The sequence below is a fragment of the Candidatus Bathyarchaeota archaeon genome (assembly GCA_026014585.1).
Taxonomy (GTDB): domain Archaea; phylum Thermoproteota; class Bathyarchaeia; order Bathyarchaeales; family Bathycorpusculaceae; genus Bathycorpusculum.
The window spans coordinates 213,614-228,687 of the sequence record JAOZIA010000024.1 but is presented as its reverse complement, the minus strand read 5'-3'; the positions used below and the strand labels follow the sequence as shown (position 1 = coordinate 228,687).

Below are 15,074 nucleotides of genomic sequence, written 5' to 3'. Positions count from 1 at the left end.
TGAACCTCCAAAAAATTCTGAGGATAACAGAAGAGAAAAGAGGACATATAGTTATGTGACTGACTAGAGTAAATCACATGAAAAGAGAGCTTATTATGGGCTTAACCTCTGAAAAAATATAGCAATAAAAAGAACACTACAGGAACTATTAATGAGAAAAGGAACCCCCAGCGATTAGTCGCCTTTGTTTGTTGCTCATTTTTATAATAGAACCACTGCACATAACCTGCAATAGTAACGATAAGGTTCATCACAGTAAAAATCAGAACTGAAATGATAAACAAGCCATAGAGCGTAATCGTTGAAGACGGCGGAACACTTGAAGCTATTGTGAAATTAAACAATAAAGTTGTGACCAACATCGAAGTGTTAAGCCCCAACCGTAAACCCACCGAGGAGGCATCTTTGAGGTTGAACAGAAAAGAAAAAGCAGACAATACCGCAAAAATTAGAGGCGGAATAAGCCCCTGAATACTGGATATTACTAGTTGTCTTTGCTGGCTTACGACCATTTCAGCTCGAGGCAGTTCAGCATCCAGAGGGTAAACATGATTTGATGTGGTCAAATCAATATTAGTGGTTACCCAACCTGCGTTGACAAAATTTGGGTCGACACCTGTCTCGTTTTCTAGCCATACAAAATCTATGTTTTGTCCATGGGTAAGTATTTCGATGACAATGGCTAACTCAATTGAGTCAAAGGGAAAATCCTTTGCATCAGGGGTTATGCTACAAGCTGCAGTAATACGGTATATCTCATATTTGACTTCGCCTGTTAGGTTGCTGTTTACCAGAACAGTGGTTGCTGGATTAACGGGGTAGCCATTTAGCAGGTACCATTCGATTGTTTCTATGTTTTGGTCTATCCAGAAAAAGTACAGGTAAAAGTCGATAATGTAGGCGCCTGCGGTATACTCATACCTGTAGATGTTGTTCAACCAGATACCTATGTACACTGTGTTATTTTCAAAATCAACCTCATTTATAGAAGTTTGATCGGGTTGTTGGGCACAGGTCTGCACTGCTTGAAGAGAAAGAATGGTTAAGATTGCTAATACAACAATGAACACCTTTAGTATATGACTTAGTTTGTGTGATGCTTTTTCTCCCATCTCTTTCCTTCCATTTTAATTGAACTTAAAAATGCCAAGGTTATAGTCGTGATAGCAGTCCAAGTATTGCACCTATAATAATCAACCAAGCCACAAAAGCTGCTCCGAAGATGCTGGCGATGACTGCGAGAATTATCAACCAGATTGCTGCACCAACATTGCTAACAAACCTTGAAGCCGCCGCTGCCAAAATGCCAACGATTAACATAGCGATGCCCCAGAAGAATGAGCCCAGAGCGTACACTGGATAAAAAATTAACAGAAAGATTCCAAATATTGCTCCGAGTCCAAGCAGTATTAAAATTATGCTACCTATTAAGGCTAAAATGAAGCCAATATTTGCTAACGTTTTAGAAATACAAGTCACCTCCTACTTTACGGACGTTTTGTGCTCTTTGATTCTGCCTGACAATTACGCCTTTGCCTAAAGAAAAGACGGATTAACTTAGGGTATAAGCTTTTGTGACTGGTACATAATAGCAACAGAACTAAAGATTACCGCTAAATAAGCTTAACAGTTATTAAACAGCTTTTTTGCAGCTCAAAATTACAAATGCTTCCTACAAAGTGTGTTTAACTAGTTGTTGTAGCATTGGTGCGCCTACACACGCTTTTTAGAACGGCTGTCCACCAACAATATGGTGAAAAAATTGGTTAGTCTAGATAAACTGAAAGGAACTGACGTCTATGCTAGGCGTGGCGTAAAAATCGGCAAAGTTGAAGATGTTGAAGTCGATGACAATAACTGGTCGGTAAAAGTCGTTGATGTTAAGATGAATGAGGACGTAGCAAAAATTTACGGTGAAAAGGCAGGTTTTCTAGAAAAGAAGATTGTACCCTTGCCAGCTGAAAAAATGGGGCCCATACACGAGGACAATATAACTTTAAAAGAAGAGTTTACCGATGCAGAATTTGAAAAACTTCGCAGCGACATAAGAACCGAAAGACACTGGTAATTGCACAATTTCAGAGACAAGGTATTTCTTCTTTTTTTCTTCAATTCTTCAAAATTTTGACAAGCTCTCCTATTCCAAAATCTGGGACAAAACAATTCATCCCTACATTCAGAAGCCAAAAGTGGGGTTAGGGGCAGCTATTGCAACGGTCAGTGTTTAGCCATTTTTTGTGCCATTTAAAATTCTCGCAGCCCTCTCTAGATTCACAACTCGCACAGGGGTCTTCGTTACTGGCTTCGTTGAACATTTCAAGTAGTTTTTGCTCAAACACAGGGTCAAGCTTTAACTTTTTAACTTGCTTCTCAAATTCACCCGACAAACAACATATCTCCAATACTAATTCTACGCATAACTTGGTTATTAACACTCACAAAAAACAAGAACTACTGATTTATTGAGTATTTTTAATTATTGTAAAAAATTAAACAATTCTGGGTGAAATTTCACTTTTTGTAGATAAATATGTGATTAATTTTTGTTAACTGAAATTATATAAGCATCTTACCTCTAAATCGCTTTGAGGAATACTGTTTGATAAAAACACACGTATATCTTATTCCTGCAACTTTCTTAAAAAGAACATCCCCTGACTTCAGTTTGGTCAACTTGAAGAGGAGGGTTGTAACTTGAAGCGTTCACTCATTGCTTCTGTATTATTTTTTGTTTTAATATCAAGCATGTTTATGCCTCTATTTGCTCAAGTTCAGGGAACGACATATGCTGAGTTTCATGATTTAGGCTCAGTCCTCTACGATTTTGGTGGTACAGATGGCCTAGGTTGTGCAAGCTCCCTTTGGGTTGACGGAGTTGTTTACTTGTATCCTACAACGGATTGCAGTGGATCCATTTATGTAATGTATGTTGGTTTAATTGATATACCTGATTCTGGTTTGATTAGGTACCCGCATACATTTAATAATGGGGTTTCATGGAATGATCGTGTCCTTTCCCTTAAAGTGCAAGGGTTTGTGACGTTATTTAGGGATGTAAATTTACAAGGACCCTCTTTAGCCTTTTCGAGTAATGCGATAACCCACAACGGAGGAACCTCTTGGAACCTCAACCCTAGTCTAACCGGTGGACAGCCTGCCCCCCAATATTGGAAGACGCACTCATTTCTCTGGTACCCCTTTGGACTTGGAACTGAATATTCTGGAGACAGCTACAATTGTATGACTTTTGTTCATAATGGATTGGTACATGGAACTTCCAGTGACCTCCTGCTTATTGATGCTTGGAAATGTACTGACTTAACTCAGGGAAGTCACGATGGTTCAAGTTACGAATATCAACCTCCTCTGCTTAGCGTGGCTGGCAAAACAAGCATAAACCTTGAAGGCGTTGTAAGTAATATTGTCAATAATAAGTTTCATGTTACTACTCTTTCTGCGACTGGCGCCATGTTTTATGTGTACGCAATAGAACCAGGCGGTTACAGCATCTTTATGGAGCTTTATATTAGCAGAGGCGGCGGCAATGCAAATTGGAAACTTTTCAGTCCTATAGCTGGAGGAGGATTCGCAGCTGACGATAATTCATGGTGGCTCAAACAACCAGGTGAGTACTACAACTTGCTAATGAACCTAAATGAATGTCCACACTACACAACTAGAACTGCTTATTCCGATGGCACAGTTCAATATAGCATTAACGTTAAAGGACTCTTGCAATTTGTCTGTGACCATGAGTATTTAATTCCTGGATATTCTAGTTCCCATCAATCAACTCTCAACAATCTCCAGATTGACAAGATTGCTTATAACCTAGAATCGATTAACCTCACTGGCGAATACCCCGCACCCTCTATTTCAAGTGATATTAGTTTTCTACGACTCAGTTATTGGTAACCCCAACATGGGTTCAGTAGAAGACCCACTTTTTCTTTTATTTTTTTATTAAAAATTCGATTTCATTCTGAATTAACAAAGTAAACTCTTTAGGAAAAGGAAGAAAGAAATGTTTAGAAAAATTTGCCTCTTATCGTAACTAAACCCTACAAAATAGGGTCGCTGAGAGTGTGGTGGGGCCGCTGGGATTTGAACCCAGGATCGCATACGCCCCAGGCATGTATCCTGAACCATGCTAGACGACGGCCCCACAGGTTGCACCCTTTCAAATTCGGGTTAGAGTCAATGTGTGCACGAATAAAAACTTAAAGGTTCTGGAAGACCCAAAGCGTCTGTAACGTAGTGCCCAAATTTTGTCGCCTCAACCTGTCTATTTGGAGCCTAATAGCCAATCATTGCAGAAAGGATAGAGAGAGGTCAAAGTCTATTTGGAGCCTATTAGAAAGTCAATGCAGAAACCATAGAGGGGAGGACCCGTAATGGCTACTTTCACAAGCAAAAATATGAGCAAAAAAGAAATAAGGCGAGACTTAGCAGTTTCCTTTGCCATTTTCAGGCAAAATTTTCAGATTATGCAGGATTTTCTTGAACTCTTCCTCTTTAAGCGAGGCACGTCTGCCGTTGGCGTATATATCTTTAATCTTCTCCACAACCAGCGCTACTGTTGCTTCGTCGGGTTCATTGCCTGAGAGTTCTTGGATTTTGTACTTCATGATGCCTTTGCCTGACTGTTTCCCAATGGTTAATCGTCGTGTGTTGCCCACCAGTTCAGGCGGGTAAGGCTCATAAGTCCAAGGGTCACTGATAACGCCATGCGTGTGAATACCCGACTCATGCGCAAACCCATAATCACCAACAATGGCCTTGTTTGGTGGGACAATGTATCCTGCGGCTTTTCCGATGTAATCTGCTGACTCTTTGAGCTTTACTGTTTTGCCTGCAAACTTTTCGATGCCATAATGCAGGTACAAGTTAAGGATGATTTTTTCAGTTTCTGCATTTCCTGCACGTTCACCAATCCCTAGACATGTTGTGCTGGCGTAAATTTTATCCCAAACCCCGCTCGCCGCTCGAATAGCAGCCATAGTGTTTTCAACGGCGTTGCCAAAATCGTCATGTGCATGACCTTCTATGGCGCCTATTTTGGTTTCTTTTTTGATTGCCACCACTTTGGCGGTGATGCCATTGGGCAATGGCGCTTCAGGAGCCGACAATCCAATACCGACAGTGTCACAGATACGGTAACACTCCGCACCCGCCGATGCCACAGCATTGATTAGTTCGCGTTCAAACTCCCAATCTGCCCGTGTGCTGTCCTCTCCATGCACAAAAGTCCGTAATCCGCAGGTTTTTGCCGCGTACTCTACCACATCCACGATGTTTGCAAGGATTTGCTCATGGGTTTTTTCGGGCCATTTTGCTTGGAAGTGTATATTTGAGACTGGATGGGATATGCCTATTTCGTTAAAGCCGAGTGTGACGGCGCTGTCGATGTCTTCTTTGATGGATCTGCACCATGCGGCTACTCGTATGGGTAGGTTTTGGTCGAAGATTTGTTTTACGGCTTTTTTGTCGGGTTCTTGGTAGTGGAATAGTTCAATTCTTTCGGTTCCTATGTCGCAGAGTAGTTGGGCTATTTTTGCTGATTCTTTGGGTCCAACTGCTAATCCGGGCATTTGTATGCCGTCGCGAAGTGTGGAATCGTCTATTATTGGGGTTGTTTTTAGTTTTAGTTTGTAATAGAATTGGTCTAGTTCCATTGATGTTCTACCTTTAAGATGTTGTCATAATGTAATGTTATCAAACGGTTGTGTAGAATTGATAAACGTTGCTGTTTATTGTTTGTAAGATTGTCAACAGACATACATGACAGAGTTTCAAAAACTATTGTCTTAAGTAAACATAGCCTTTACACAGAAAAAATTACAAACCCGCCAACAAAGCCTTAATCGTACCCGAAACCGCCAAAACATGCACACACGCAGCAACACCAGCAACACTCGTAACCAACGCAACAGACGCCCGAACACAATCCAAACTTACAAGCGAAGCCCGAACCACAAAAATCTTGCGTTCAGCATCACAATCAATCAACACCAACCCTGCTTGGCTCGCACCGACCTCTCCATACAACCGCGTAACTGAACCCCACAAGGCATCCATAAACTCACGTTCACTGGGCAAACCTTCACATTCCAGCTTCAAAGCCAAATAACGACGCTTCGAACGCTTCAACAGTCCCTGCCCTCCTTAACAACACGAATCCCCGGAGCCACAAAACTTGAACTCATCTTCTCACGATTACGCAAAACAATCCCCGCTGGATTCACAGATACGGCATTTAGGGCTTGCTCTTCGTTAAAACCAAACAATAACCCTAAACTTGCCATGTCACGGGGCATACGCATAAACAATTCCTCCCCCACACCACTAGAAAGCACCAGGGGCACCCCAAACTCTTTAGCAATAGTTACTTCACGACGCAAAGTAGACAAAAACCTAACCCGCGCTGGACCAGACAACACAAACAATGGCTTAACATCAATCTCCAACGCTGCCAAACAAGAACTTGCCAATTCAGCTTCAGCGCGGTCAAAAAAGCGGTAATGATAATCTAAACTGGGAAAATTAAGCAAATCCACTCGGCGGTCTTTAGCTGCTTGCCTTGCCACATCCTTTACCTCACAAACCACACAGATAACCTCAAATTTTCTTCTCAACGCACGCAACCCCTGCATGAGTTCGTTTTGGTTCTTAGGTTGCAAATCCACGCGGGACACAAAATCCAAACCAGCCTCTTCTGCAGCGGTTTTGAGTTGGTCGATTTCCTGTTGAGAGGCGTTGTTGTTGAAGGGGATGGAGATTTGTTTGTAGCCAAATTCTGCGGCTCTACATAGTGCATGCTGACAACTCTGCAAGTCTTTGGGGTTCATGCGCAAATGCAGGTCGCAGAAGGTTTTGGTCATGGTAGCAAACCTGAATTTTGCAGGATTTGTTTTATTTCGTCCTCGTTTTTGGTTTTGAAATGAATTTTAAAATGAATGGGGTCAACACTGGAAAAATGTGCTGAACCCATAAAGGCAGCTTGCTTATCAAACCGTAAAAACATGTTAGACTTTTCCAAATGCATTGCTAAATCTTGCAAAAGCGTTTCTTTGTCAAGACTGGCAAGCTTTAAACCTAGCAAATCCACGATTTTTGGAAGTACATTTTTGTCTGTTATTGTTGTGCTAAAGAGTATGATTGGGTTACCATGATGCCCTGTTAAACTGGTTTTCTCAAAAACTATGTCTTGTGCGTTTTCTTCGGGTAGCATGTTGCGGATGGCAGTTTGGACTTTTTCTGGGTCTTCGGTTGCGTGTGAGGATACACGGATGTTTATTTGCGCGATTTTGTTTGTTTGGGCACCTGATTTTTCCATGGAAATTCCCTTTGCTGTTTAGTTGCCTGATGTGGCATATAGGGATTTTCTTTTTAACCCTGCAAGAGACAGCAAAATTGGTTAAAAATGAAAAATTGAAGAAAGATAAGAAGGGGGTTTAGGCTTTTGTTTGTGCCGCGTGCGCTTTGATGGCTTCCACGTTTTCAGCGTGTTCACTTTTACGCTTGTAATCGATTGGCATGCCCATTTTGCGCATTTGGTTTTTGTTTACGCCTGCAGCTTTCATCTCGTTTGGGCTAAATCCTTTGCCCTTAACTTGTTTGCCGCTGTGCTTAGTTATGATTGGTTTTATGTGGTGCATTGTCTATGCTCCTTTTTTAGCCCCTCGCTGGTGGCTGGGTCTTACTTTTTCTGCACCAATTCCTCGACGTCTTAGGCTTCTAACTTTTTTGCCTGCACTGGTCATGCTACGGAAAACGCGTTTCTTGTGTTGCTTCTGAGCTATCCAGTTGATATCTTTGTCCGCTTTTATTGATGGACTTGAGGGGTCAACCATGATAACTTCAAACCACTTGTGCCTGCCATCTTGACCAACCCAGTAACTGTTAAGCACTTCAAGGTTGGGGAATTTCTTTGCAGTTCGTTCCTCAGCAATCAGTCTGATGCTTTTTGCAGGCTTGAATTTAGCAACACCCATACGTTTTGGGCGGCGTCCTGACTTTGGACGGATTTTGCGTAATCCTCCACGGCGTACTTTGGTTCGTGCAATCACGAAGCCTTGTTTTGCTTTGTAGCCCAGTTGGTGTGCCTTATCGAGGCGTGTTGGGTTTTCTATTCTAAGGGTTGTTGGTTGTTTACGCCACAGTATTAAGCGTTGGCGCATGAGCTCTGCCACGAAGCTTTCTTCGGGATTTGCCCATTCTTCGGCAATATACTTGTATGCCATTTCTGGTTTTTCTCCTGTATGTGTTTTTTGTTTGCGGTTCAGTCCCCTGGGGGACCACATCCCTACGGACCATGATGATCCGCCTAAGTTCCAAACATAGTAGAACGGGGCAAAATAAACCTTTTTCCAACGCCCACTCATAACGTGTTTACTTTTTGCAGATACAAGTTCATATCAAACTTTCTCTGTAGTCCTGCACTGTTCATGAATCTGACTTTGCCAAAGATTTCACGTTCCTTCCATGGGCGGTCATGCTTACCAAAACACCACGCCACCCCAGCGTAACCGTTTGGGTCTCTGCCATCCAGCTCGTATTTGTTGTTTAGATACAATGTGGTTTTGTAGGCTTCTTCTGGGTTCTGTGTCCATTCGATGATTTTTTTGCCCCAGTACATCCGCATGTATCCATTCATTTTCCCAGTAGCCGTCATCTCTTTTTGTGCTGCGTTCCAGTAGGGGTCATGGGTTTGTGCATTTTCCAGTTGCTTTGGGCTGTAGATGTTGCTTCTCTGGTCTGTTGCATGCTGGTTTAGGGTTTCTTGTGCCCAGCGTGGCAAACAAGCAATTGAGTCATAGTTCGGGTTGTAGTGTGCAAAATTGATGGCTAGTTCTCGTCGGACTATGAGTTGCTCCAAAAACCTGTGCCTATCTGCAGTGTTTGTTTTTAGAATTCTTGCGGCAACATAGATGGGTGAGATTTGTCCAAAATGCAAAAATGGACTTAATTCTGAGGCGCAGTCGTTGTCGGGTGTGCTGCCTTTTTGCTCGTAGGTTTCCAGTTTTTGTGCTATGAAGGTTTCCAGCAGGGTTTTAGCTTTGCTGGTTCCGCCCTGAAAAGGTGCTTTGTCTACGGTTCTATTGATTTTTAATCCTGACAACGCCTTATCCAAGTCCGTAAGAAGCAGCGAAGGCAGATTCATTTTAAGTGAGGATTTTTTGGGGTTTAGTTTTGGGGGTACTTCAAGGTAATTGTTGAGTTTGGCAAGGATTTTGGGGCGCAATGTGGCAGCGGTGTATTCTTCTTTTTGTGAGGCTTCCTCTACGGGAATCACGGCGTTGTCTTCAACCTGAACCAGTGGAACCTGTGCTTTTTTTGCCACATAACCGACCCATTGCCTGTTTGTGCGCAGGTAAGCCTTGTCCACCACGATTTGAGATGCTTTTTTGGCTAACTCCAAAACGCCCAATTCAGGCGAAACCTGCTGAATCACCAATCGTATGCCCAGCCCTCTTAGTTCCTCTTTAGCTTCCCGCAAACCCTGTAGCATGAAGAGGTAATGACGCAGGTTAGCCTCGGGATACTCTGTTAACCCAAAAAACACAACAACAGGCAATCCTCTCAGGTTTGCTTCCTCAATTGCATAGTCTAATGCCCAATTTTCTTGTGCACGATGGGATGCTTGCATCCAATACAGCACAAACTCGCCATTCCCCAAAGGTTTGCTGTTTAGCACTTCAAGTCTACCCAGCGGCGCCATCAATGTTCACCTACGGAGACTTCAACCCCTTAATTGAAGTGACTTTTTCCAGTTTCAAAATCAAAATCGGCTGCTTTGGATTCAACGCTGACCATCCTGCCTCAGTATCAAAACCATGCGCACCCAAGAATTTTGTGGAAAGTTTTTCTGCTCCCGCTTGTGACAGCTTCTCAATCGCCATGGCTCGCTCGTTTTCGTCAGTGACCAGTTTGAGGTTTCCTGTTAAAATCACAAAGGCATACTGACTCATGTCAGACAGGTACTTTTCGATTTCTACACAAACCTGATTGCCCTCCTTGAAAAACATCATCTTATTGCCATAATCAGTAAAGTGAAAGTAGAGGCGTTTGTTGAAAAACACGTACTGAAAAGGCGCAATATACGGACCAGCCTTGCCAGTGAAGGCGATTCTGCACAAAAACTGCTCAGCAATTAAGTCGTCAATTTCTCTGCGGCTCATTGATGGTAACTTGAATAAACTCATCAAAGCACCATCCAGAACTATTGAAGCTCAGGGAATATAAGCTTAGTTGCATGGACTCGGTAGCGGAAAAAGCTCTCATCAGTCACGGCCTAAGTCCCCGCCGTTGGACCTCGCCGTACCTCGATTTCCTCATCGTCCAACCTTTTAGGAAATCGTCCAACATTTATCTATTTGCGTTTCTTAAACAGCTTTAACTGATAGGAAAATTCCTCAATGCGTACTTGTTGGCACAGTAAAATCTTTTTTGTATCCTTTTTTTCCACTAAAAAACGGTGGTCCACTTGTCTGCAACTGAGAAATCCGAATACTAATCCTCTCAGATAGTTCCTCCCTGCAAGTCTGCGCAGAAAGCTCACGCGAACACGCGCTTATTTCATCAATACTCTGAGCCAATTCATCATCACCAATCACGTTTCTTATCCAATTCTGAAAATCGCCCCGCTCAAAATGAAACAAAATAGCCTCATTACACACGTAACTAATGGCTCCACAAAGCTCTTCTAAGCTGTAACTAGTCACTTCAGTACAGTTTTCCATATCACGATAAAAATGAAAACCCTGCTCAGGTGGTACAGACCGCAAAAGATTTTTCTCATTATTTTCCATAATTTTTTCCTCCATTTTTGTTGCGCGTTTTCTGCTTCAGTAAAGAAAATTTAATGATGGAAAGATGCAGAATTTATGGCAAAACAGTTGCGAACAGTATTGGTTGCGCAGTAACTAGTTTCGATTACGGACTTTTATGTTTTCTGCATTGGAAATTAAAGCAAGGTAGCGCTGTCGTCTTAATCTGATTGGTTAAATCTAAACACGAAAACTCTATTCGAGGATTCCCCAAAAGTTTCTGCCAGCGTAAAATAATTGCTCTGCGTTAGCAGGTTTTGGATTGTTTGTTGGTTTAGTTCTGTGTTGTAGTAGTTTAGGTTGCCGTATTCGTAGAGCATCACGTATTTTGTGTCTAAGCGTTGGCAGATGCCTGTGAGCTCGACTACGTCGAAGTTGGGGGTGAAGCTGTCGGCGGCGTTGAAGGGGTACTGCCACGTCTGATTCAGATTCCTCCCAGTCTGCACGTCAAGGTAAAACTGCACCATGTATTTGCTGAAATGATTCACGGAGCACACAACCGCAACCGTCTGGTTTGGACCCAAATCCTGCGCGGCGTAGAGGGTGGCTTGCTCGATGGGCACAACGATTTCGTCTCTGATCTGCCAATTGTAAGCATCCACACAGCTAAAGCAAAGCCCCGCTCCCACAAAGGCAATTAGCAGACCTGCGGCGATTTTGGTGCCGTATTTGCTCATGAAACCCACAGCGGTCTGCCATGTTTTACACAGTTTCTCCAGCGCGGTTATGGTTAGGTTTGAGGCGGCAATCGCGAGCACGGGGAACAGGATGACGACGTAGCGCCATTCCCGATTAGAAACCACCGTAAACACCACATATACTACCGCAAACCAGAGTAGCAAGAGTTTGTCGCCGAACTTTCGCTTGTACACCATCCAGCCTAACCCTGCAAGACTCAAAACGTACAGCACAAGCGAGATGGGGTGTATTGGGTTTTCAACCTGAACCATTTCGAGCAAGTAAAAAATTGGTAGCGGATATCGTGTGCTGTAGACGGATTTGCCTTGACTGCCTACGCCAAATGCGTACAGCATCAAATCCAAAAGCCCAAGCGAGTACAAAACCAGCAACACAACGCCAACCACCGCCAAAACCGTGACCATTAGGGCTAAGCGTTTAGGGGCAAACCATTTTTTGAAATCCGCCCAAAAATTCTCCTTCCTCCAAAAAAACGTGCCAAAAATCATGATTAACGGCGCAATAACCAGCATCTGATACTTCACCACCACCCCAACCACAACTGCGGCGAGGCTTTTTGTGCGGTCTTTGCCGTTGCCCAGTTTGAGCCAGCGGAAAAAATAAAACATTGACAGCGACAAAACAAAAATCAGCATGGTCTCAATCATCGCCAGCTTGGAGAGCCAAAAAATCCCAGGCATAACTGCAAAAAAGATGGCGGCTAAAAACGCGGTTTTCTTGTTGCTGTAGAGAAAGTTGGCAATGGCGTAGATAACAAACAGTGTTAGAACCGAAAACGTAGCCGCAACCAGTCTTGCCGAAAATAAGCTCGGACCCAAAACCAGAAAATAACCCGCGGCAAACAGGTCATAGATTGGCGGATAAAACGAGTTAGTCAACGCCCACGTCACAACTTGCCCGCGAGAGAGCAGTAAGCCCCCGTTTAGGTGTGCGACTTCATCCCACGCCATCGAATTTGTCTGCAGATTAGTGGCAAGAACTGCACCGTAAACTACGCCGAGGATGATTAGGCAAATCTGCCACCTGTCTATCCGTTTGAGCGTCGCTAAAGGGTTACGTGTCACCATGCTTTGTTGTGATTGCGGAATTTGTTAATTAAACTTGTGTGGTGGCTGGCTGGGTAGGGTTAATATCGGGGGCAAATCATAGTTTAGTTGGATTTTGATGTCTTTTTTTCCTGAGGATTTTGCCATAAACCTTGCCCGAACCATAATTGTTCTATTCATAATCGTTGACCCGTTTGGCAGCATCCCCATACTCATGAGCCTAACTGAGAAAATGGGTAAGGAAGAGCGCCGAAAAATCTTCAACACAGCCTGTATTGTCGGTTTTATTGTGCTTTTGATTTTTGCTTTTCTGGGCAGGGAAATCTTTATGGTGTTTGGCATTTCTATTGAAAGTTTTGAAGTGGCAGGCGGCATTTTGCTATTAATTATTGCCATAAGGATTTTGATTACTGGTGGCTCACATGAAACCGTGGAGTCCCCCGAAAGTATAGGTGCCGTTCCCATAGCTATGCCTCTTCTGGTTGGACCTGGAGCCATAACAACTTCGATTTTAAGCCTACAACAGTACGGTGCAGTGGTAACTGCGATAGCGATTCTTGTTGTGATTGTTTTGACTTGGGTTATTTTGCGTTTTATCGGTGAGGTTTATCGGGTGCTTGGTAAAACGGGTTCGATGGTGATTGCTCGTGCGATGGCGCTAATTATTGCGGCGATTGCTGTTCAGTATGTGTTGGTTGGTTTGACGAACTTTTTCATGTAACCTCTTTGGGATGTAATATGGCAGTGTTGGTTCGGAGGATCTGATAATCAATGGGCACACTTGGGTCATGCTTGTCCGCTCCATCCAAGTCATAGGCTAAGTTGGCGGTGTTGAAGAGAGAAGTTTTTCCCGATGCGTTTTAAGTGCGTACCATAAGGTAACCCCGAAAAGCACTGCTAAAACAATATCAATTACGAAAACTGTGGTAAAAAGTGCCTGTTGCTGTTCTGAGAGGTTAATTAGGATTCCAGTAGCGTTGGTTCGGGTGGAATGTTCAAACTTTGCTTGCTGTTGCAGGATGTTTTGGGTTTGAAAGTTGATGAAAACCAAGGGGACAATGATGATTGCTGCCAAGATGATAGCAGCTAAAACAAAAGCGGCTCTGTGCAAAAACATGCTTATCCCACAAGAAATAGGGAATTTCGGGGTTATAAAGATTAACAGGGAACAAAAAACAGGGAAAAAACAAAAACGGGGTTGAAACAGGCTAATTTTTGGTTAATTGCTCCAAAATCTCCTTAGCCCTATCAACGCGAACCTTACGCTCCTTAACCATCTGCGCCGCCACAACATCAACCAAATCCCCAGTTGCCCCCGCTGTAACCGCGATGTTTCTGGCGTGAAGAGACATGTGCCCCCGCTGAATACCCTCACTTGCAAGTGCCCTGAGCGCGGCAAGATTTTGAGCTAAACCAACCGCGGCTAAAATCTCAGCGAACTCGTTAGCAGACTTGACATTCAAGATTTTTACGGCGATGCGTGCGATTGGGTGAGTTTTCACTGCGCCGCCAATCAATCCGACTGCCATGGGTAACTCGATTGAGCCTTCTAAGTCGCCGTTTTGGTTTTTGGTCCACTTTGAGAGGCTGGTGTATTGCCCGTTTAGTGATGCGTATGCGTGTCCGCCTGCTTCAATGGCTCGATGGTCATTGCCCGTGGCTAACACAACTGCGATTATGCCGTTCATGGCACCTTTATTGTGAGTTGCCGCCCTGTAGGGGTCTGCTGCTGCAAAGGCTGAAGCGTAAACGATGCCATCCACGATTGCTTCGCCGCCCACGGCTTCTTTGGGAACCGTGCATGTGGCTTTTGCAAGACGTCTTACTGCTAAGTTGCTGATAATACGTAGGTACACGTGTCCGCCTGAAAGTTGTTCAAGCATAGGCGCTACTGCCTCAGCCATCGTATTCACTGCGTTAGCACCCATGGCATCTCGGCAGTCCACGTAAAGATGCACAATTACCATGTCGCCAACAGTTGTTTTGATGACTCGGGCGTCAAGGTCTTTTGCGCCTCCACCAAAACTGTTAAGCACTGGGTCTTGCTCGTTGGCTTTTTTTAGGATTTCCTCTTTTTTGGCTAAGACGTTTTCTTTAGCTTGTTGCGCGTTTGGTAGGTTTACCAGTTGAATTTGTCCAATCATAACTGGCGCGGTGCTGCTGGTTTTAAATCCGCCACCATCCCGAACCATCTTTGCCGCATAGCTTGCTGCTGCAATTACGCTGGGTTCTTCAGTTGCCATAGGAACAAGGTAGTCTTTGTCGTTGATTTGGAAGTTTACTCCGATGCCAAAGGGTGTTGGGATTGTGCCTACCACGTTTTCAACCATGTGGTCCGCCAAATCCAGCGGCAACGAGCAAGATTGAGCGAGTAGGTCACATTCTTCTTGTGTTAAATCTGCAAAGTCCTTAACGATGTTTAAACGTTCTTTGGGCGCGAGCTTGTAGAAGCCAGAAATTACTGATGACTTTGTCATTTGATTTCAAATCCTATTTGTGC

The 15,074-nt window shown here is 43.7% G+C and carries 18 protein-coding genes and 1 tRNA gene; 3 read left to right on the top strand and 16 right to left on the bottom strand.

Annotated features, from left to right (window positions below; all coding sequences use genetic code 11):
* Positions 1-101: 101 nt before the first annotated feature.
* A complete protein-coding gene (locus tag NWF01_10450; protein MCW4025435.1) occupies positions 102-1,112 on the bottom strand; it encodes a hypothetical protein in 1,011 nt (336 codons plus the stop codon).
* A gap of 40 nt (positions 1,113-1,152) precedes the next feature.
* Positions 1,153-1,320 (bottom strand): hypothetical protein, encoded by a 168-nt coding sequence (locus NWF01_10445; GenBank protein ID MCW4025434.1) that lies wholly within the window; start codon positions 1,318-1,320, stop codon positions 1,153-1,155.
* Between the two features lie 442 nt (positions 1,321-1,762).
* Between NWF01_10445 and NWF01_10440 the strand changes: the two genes are divergently transcribed.
* Positions 1,763-2,068 carry a PRC-barrel domain-containing protein gene (locus NWF01_10440; GenBank protein ID MCW4025433.1) on the top strand — a complete coding sequence of 102 codons (306 nt, stop codon included), beginning with the start codon at positions 1,763-1,765 and terminating at the stop codon, positions 2,066-2,068.
* Between the two features lie 127 nt (positions 2,069-2,195).
* Here the strand turns inward: NWF01_10440 and NWF01_10435 are convergent, their stop codons facing one another.
* A complete protein-coding gene (locus tag NWF01_10435) occupies positions 2,196-2,387 on the bottom strand; it encodes a hypothetical protein (protein ID MCW4025432.1) in 192 nt (63 codons plus the stop codon).
* 307 nt (positions 2,388-2,694) lie between these two features.
* Here NWF01_10435 and NWF01_10430 point away from each other — a divergent pair, with 307 nt between their 5' ends.
* On the top strand, positions 2,695-3,915 hold the full coding sequence (locus tag NWF01_10430; GenBank protein MCW4025431.1) for a hypothetical protein: 1,221 nt from the start codon (positions 2,695-2,697) through the stop codon (positions 3,913-3,915).
* 171 nt (positions 3,916-4,086) lie between these two features.
* On the opposite strand, the gene NWF01_10425 is transcribed toward NWF01_10430, so the two are convergent.
* From NWF01_10425 to NWF01_10375, 11 genes are all read right to left on the bottom strand, one after another.
* Positions 4,087-4,165 (bottom strand) — tRNA-Pro (locus NWF01_10425).
* 280 nt (positions 4,166-4,445) lie between these two features.
* The gene (locus tag NWF01_10420; GenBank protein MCW4025430.1) at positions 4,446-5,675 is read right to left on the bottom strand and encodes an isopropylmalate synthase; all 1,230 of its coding nucleotides are present in this window, start codon (positions 5,673-5,675) and stop codon (positions 4,446-4,448) included.
* Between the two features lie 163 nt (positions 5,676-5,838).
* Positions 5,839-6,150: an Rpp14/Pop5 family protein gene (locus NWF01_10415; GenBank protein ID MCW4025429.1), complete on the bottom strand. Its 312-nt coding sequence runs from the start codon at positions 6,148-6,150 to the stop codon at positions 5,839-5,841.
* Positions 6,147-6,881, bottom strand: coding sequence for a hypothetical protein (locus NWF01_10410; protein ID MCW4025428.1), 735 nt, complete (start codon positions 6,879-6,881; stop codon positions 6,147-6,149). The genes NWF01_10415 and NWF01_10410 overlap by 4 nt, the downstream gene beginning before the upstream one ends.
* Positions 6,878-7,336, bottom strand: coding sequence for a hypothetical protein (locus tag NWF01_10405; GenBank protein ID MCW4025427.1), 459 nt, complete (start codon positions 7,334-7,336; stop codon positions 6,878-6,880). Before NWF01_10405 ends, NWF01_10410 begins: the two co-directional genes overlap by 4 nt.
* A gap of 118 nt (positions 7,337-7,454) precedes the next feature.
* Positions 7,455-7,658 (bottom strand): ribosomal protein L13e, encoded by a 204-nt coding sequence (locus tag NWF01_10400; GenBank protein MCW4025426.1) that lies wholly within the window; start codon positions 7,656-7,658, stop codon positions 7,455-7,457.
* A gap of 3 nt (positions 7,659-7,661) precedes the next feature.
* Positions 7,662-8,243, bottom strand: coding sequence for a 50S ribosomal protein L15e (locus NWF01_10395; GenBank protein ID MCW4025425.1), 582 nt, complete (start codon positions 8,241-8,243; stop codon positions 7,662-7,664).
* Between the two features lie 137 nt (positions 8,244-8,380).
* Positions 8,381-9,721 carry a deoxyribodipyrimidine photo-lyase gene (locus NWF01_10390; GenBank protein ID MCW4025424.1) on the bottom strand — a complete coding sequence of 447 codons (1,341 nt, stop codon included), beginning with the start codon at positions 9,719-9,721 and terminating at the stop codon, positions 8,381-8,383.
* A gap of 10 nt (positions 9,722-9,731) precedes the next feature.
* The gene (locus tag NWF01_10385) at positions 9,732-10,205 is read right to left on the bottom strand and encodes a pyridoxamine 5'-phosphate oxidase family protein (protein MCW4025423.1); all 474 of its coding nucleotides are present in this window, start codon (positions 10,203-10,205) and stop codon (positions 9,732-9,734) included.
* A gap of 210 nt (positions 10,206-10,415) precedes the next feature.
* Positions 10,416-10,826, bottom strand: coding sequence for a hypothetical protein (locus NWF01_10380; GenBank protein MCW4025422.1), 411 nt, complete (start codon positions 10,824-10,826; stop codon positions 10,416-10,418).
* A gap of 164 nt (positions 10,827-10,990) precedes the next feature.
* Positions 10,991-12,595, bottom strand: a complete 1,605-nt coding sequence (locus NWF01_10375) for a glycosyltransferase family 39 protein (GenBank protein MCW4025421.1) — start codon at positions 12,593-12,595, stop codon at positions 10,991-10,993.
* A 97-nt stretch (positions 12,596-12,692) separates the two neighbouring features.
* On the opposite strand from NWF01_10375, the gene NWF01_10370 reads away from it, so the two are divergent.
* A complete protein-coding gene (locus tag NWF01_10370) occupies positions 12,693-13,295 on the top strand; it encodes a MarC family protein (protein ID MCW4025420.1) in 603 nt (200 codons plus the stop codon).
* 96 nt (positions 13,296-13,391) lie between these two features.
* Here NWF01_10370 and NWF01_10365 read toward each other — a convergent pair whose 3' ends face one another.
* Positions 13,392-13,691, bottom strand: coding sequence for a hypothetical protein (locus NWF01_10365; protein MCW4025419.1), 300 nt, complete (start codon positions 13,689-13,691; stop codon positions 13,392-13,394).
* A gap of 91 nt (positions 13,692-13,782) precedes the next feature.
* Positions 13,783-15,051 carry a hydroxymethylglutaryl-CoA reductase, degradative gene (locus NWF01_10360; GenBank protein MCW4025418.1) on the bottom strand — a complete coding sequence of 423 codons (1,269 nt, stop codon included), beginning with the start codon at positions 15,049-15,051 and terminating at the stop codon, positions 13,783-13,785.
* Positions 15,052-15,074 lie beyond the last annotated feature (23 nt).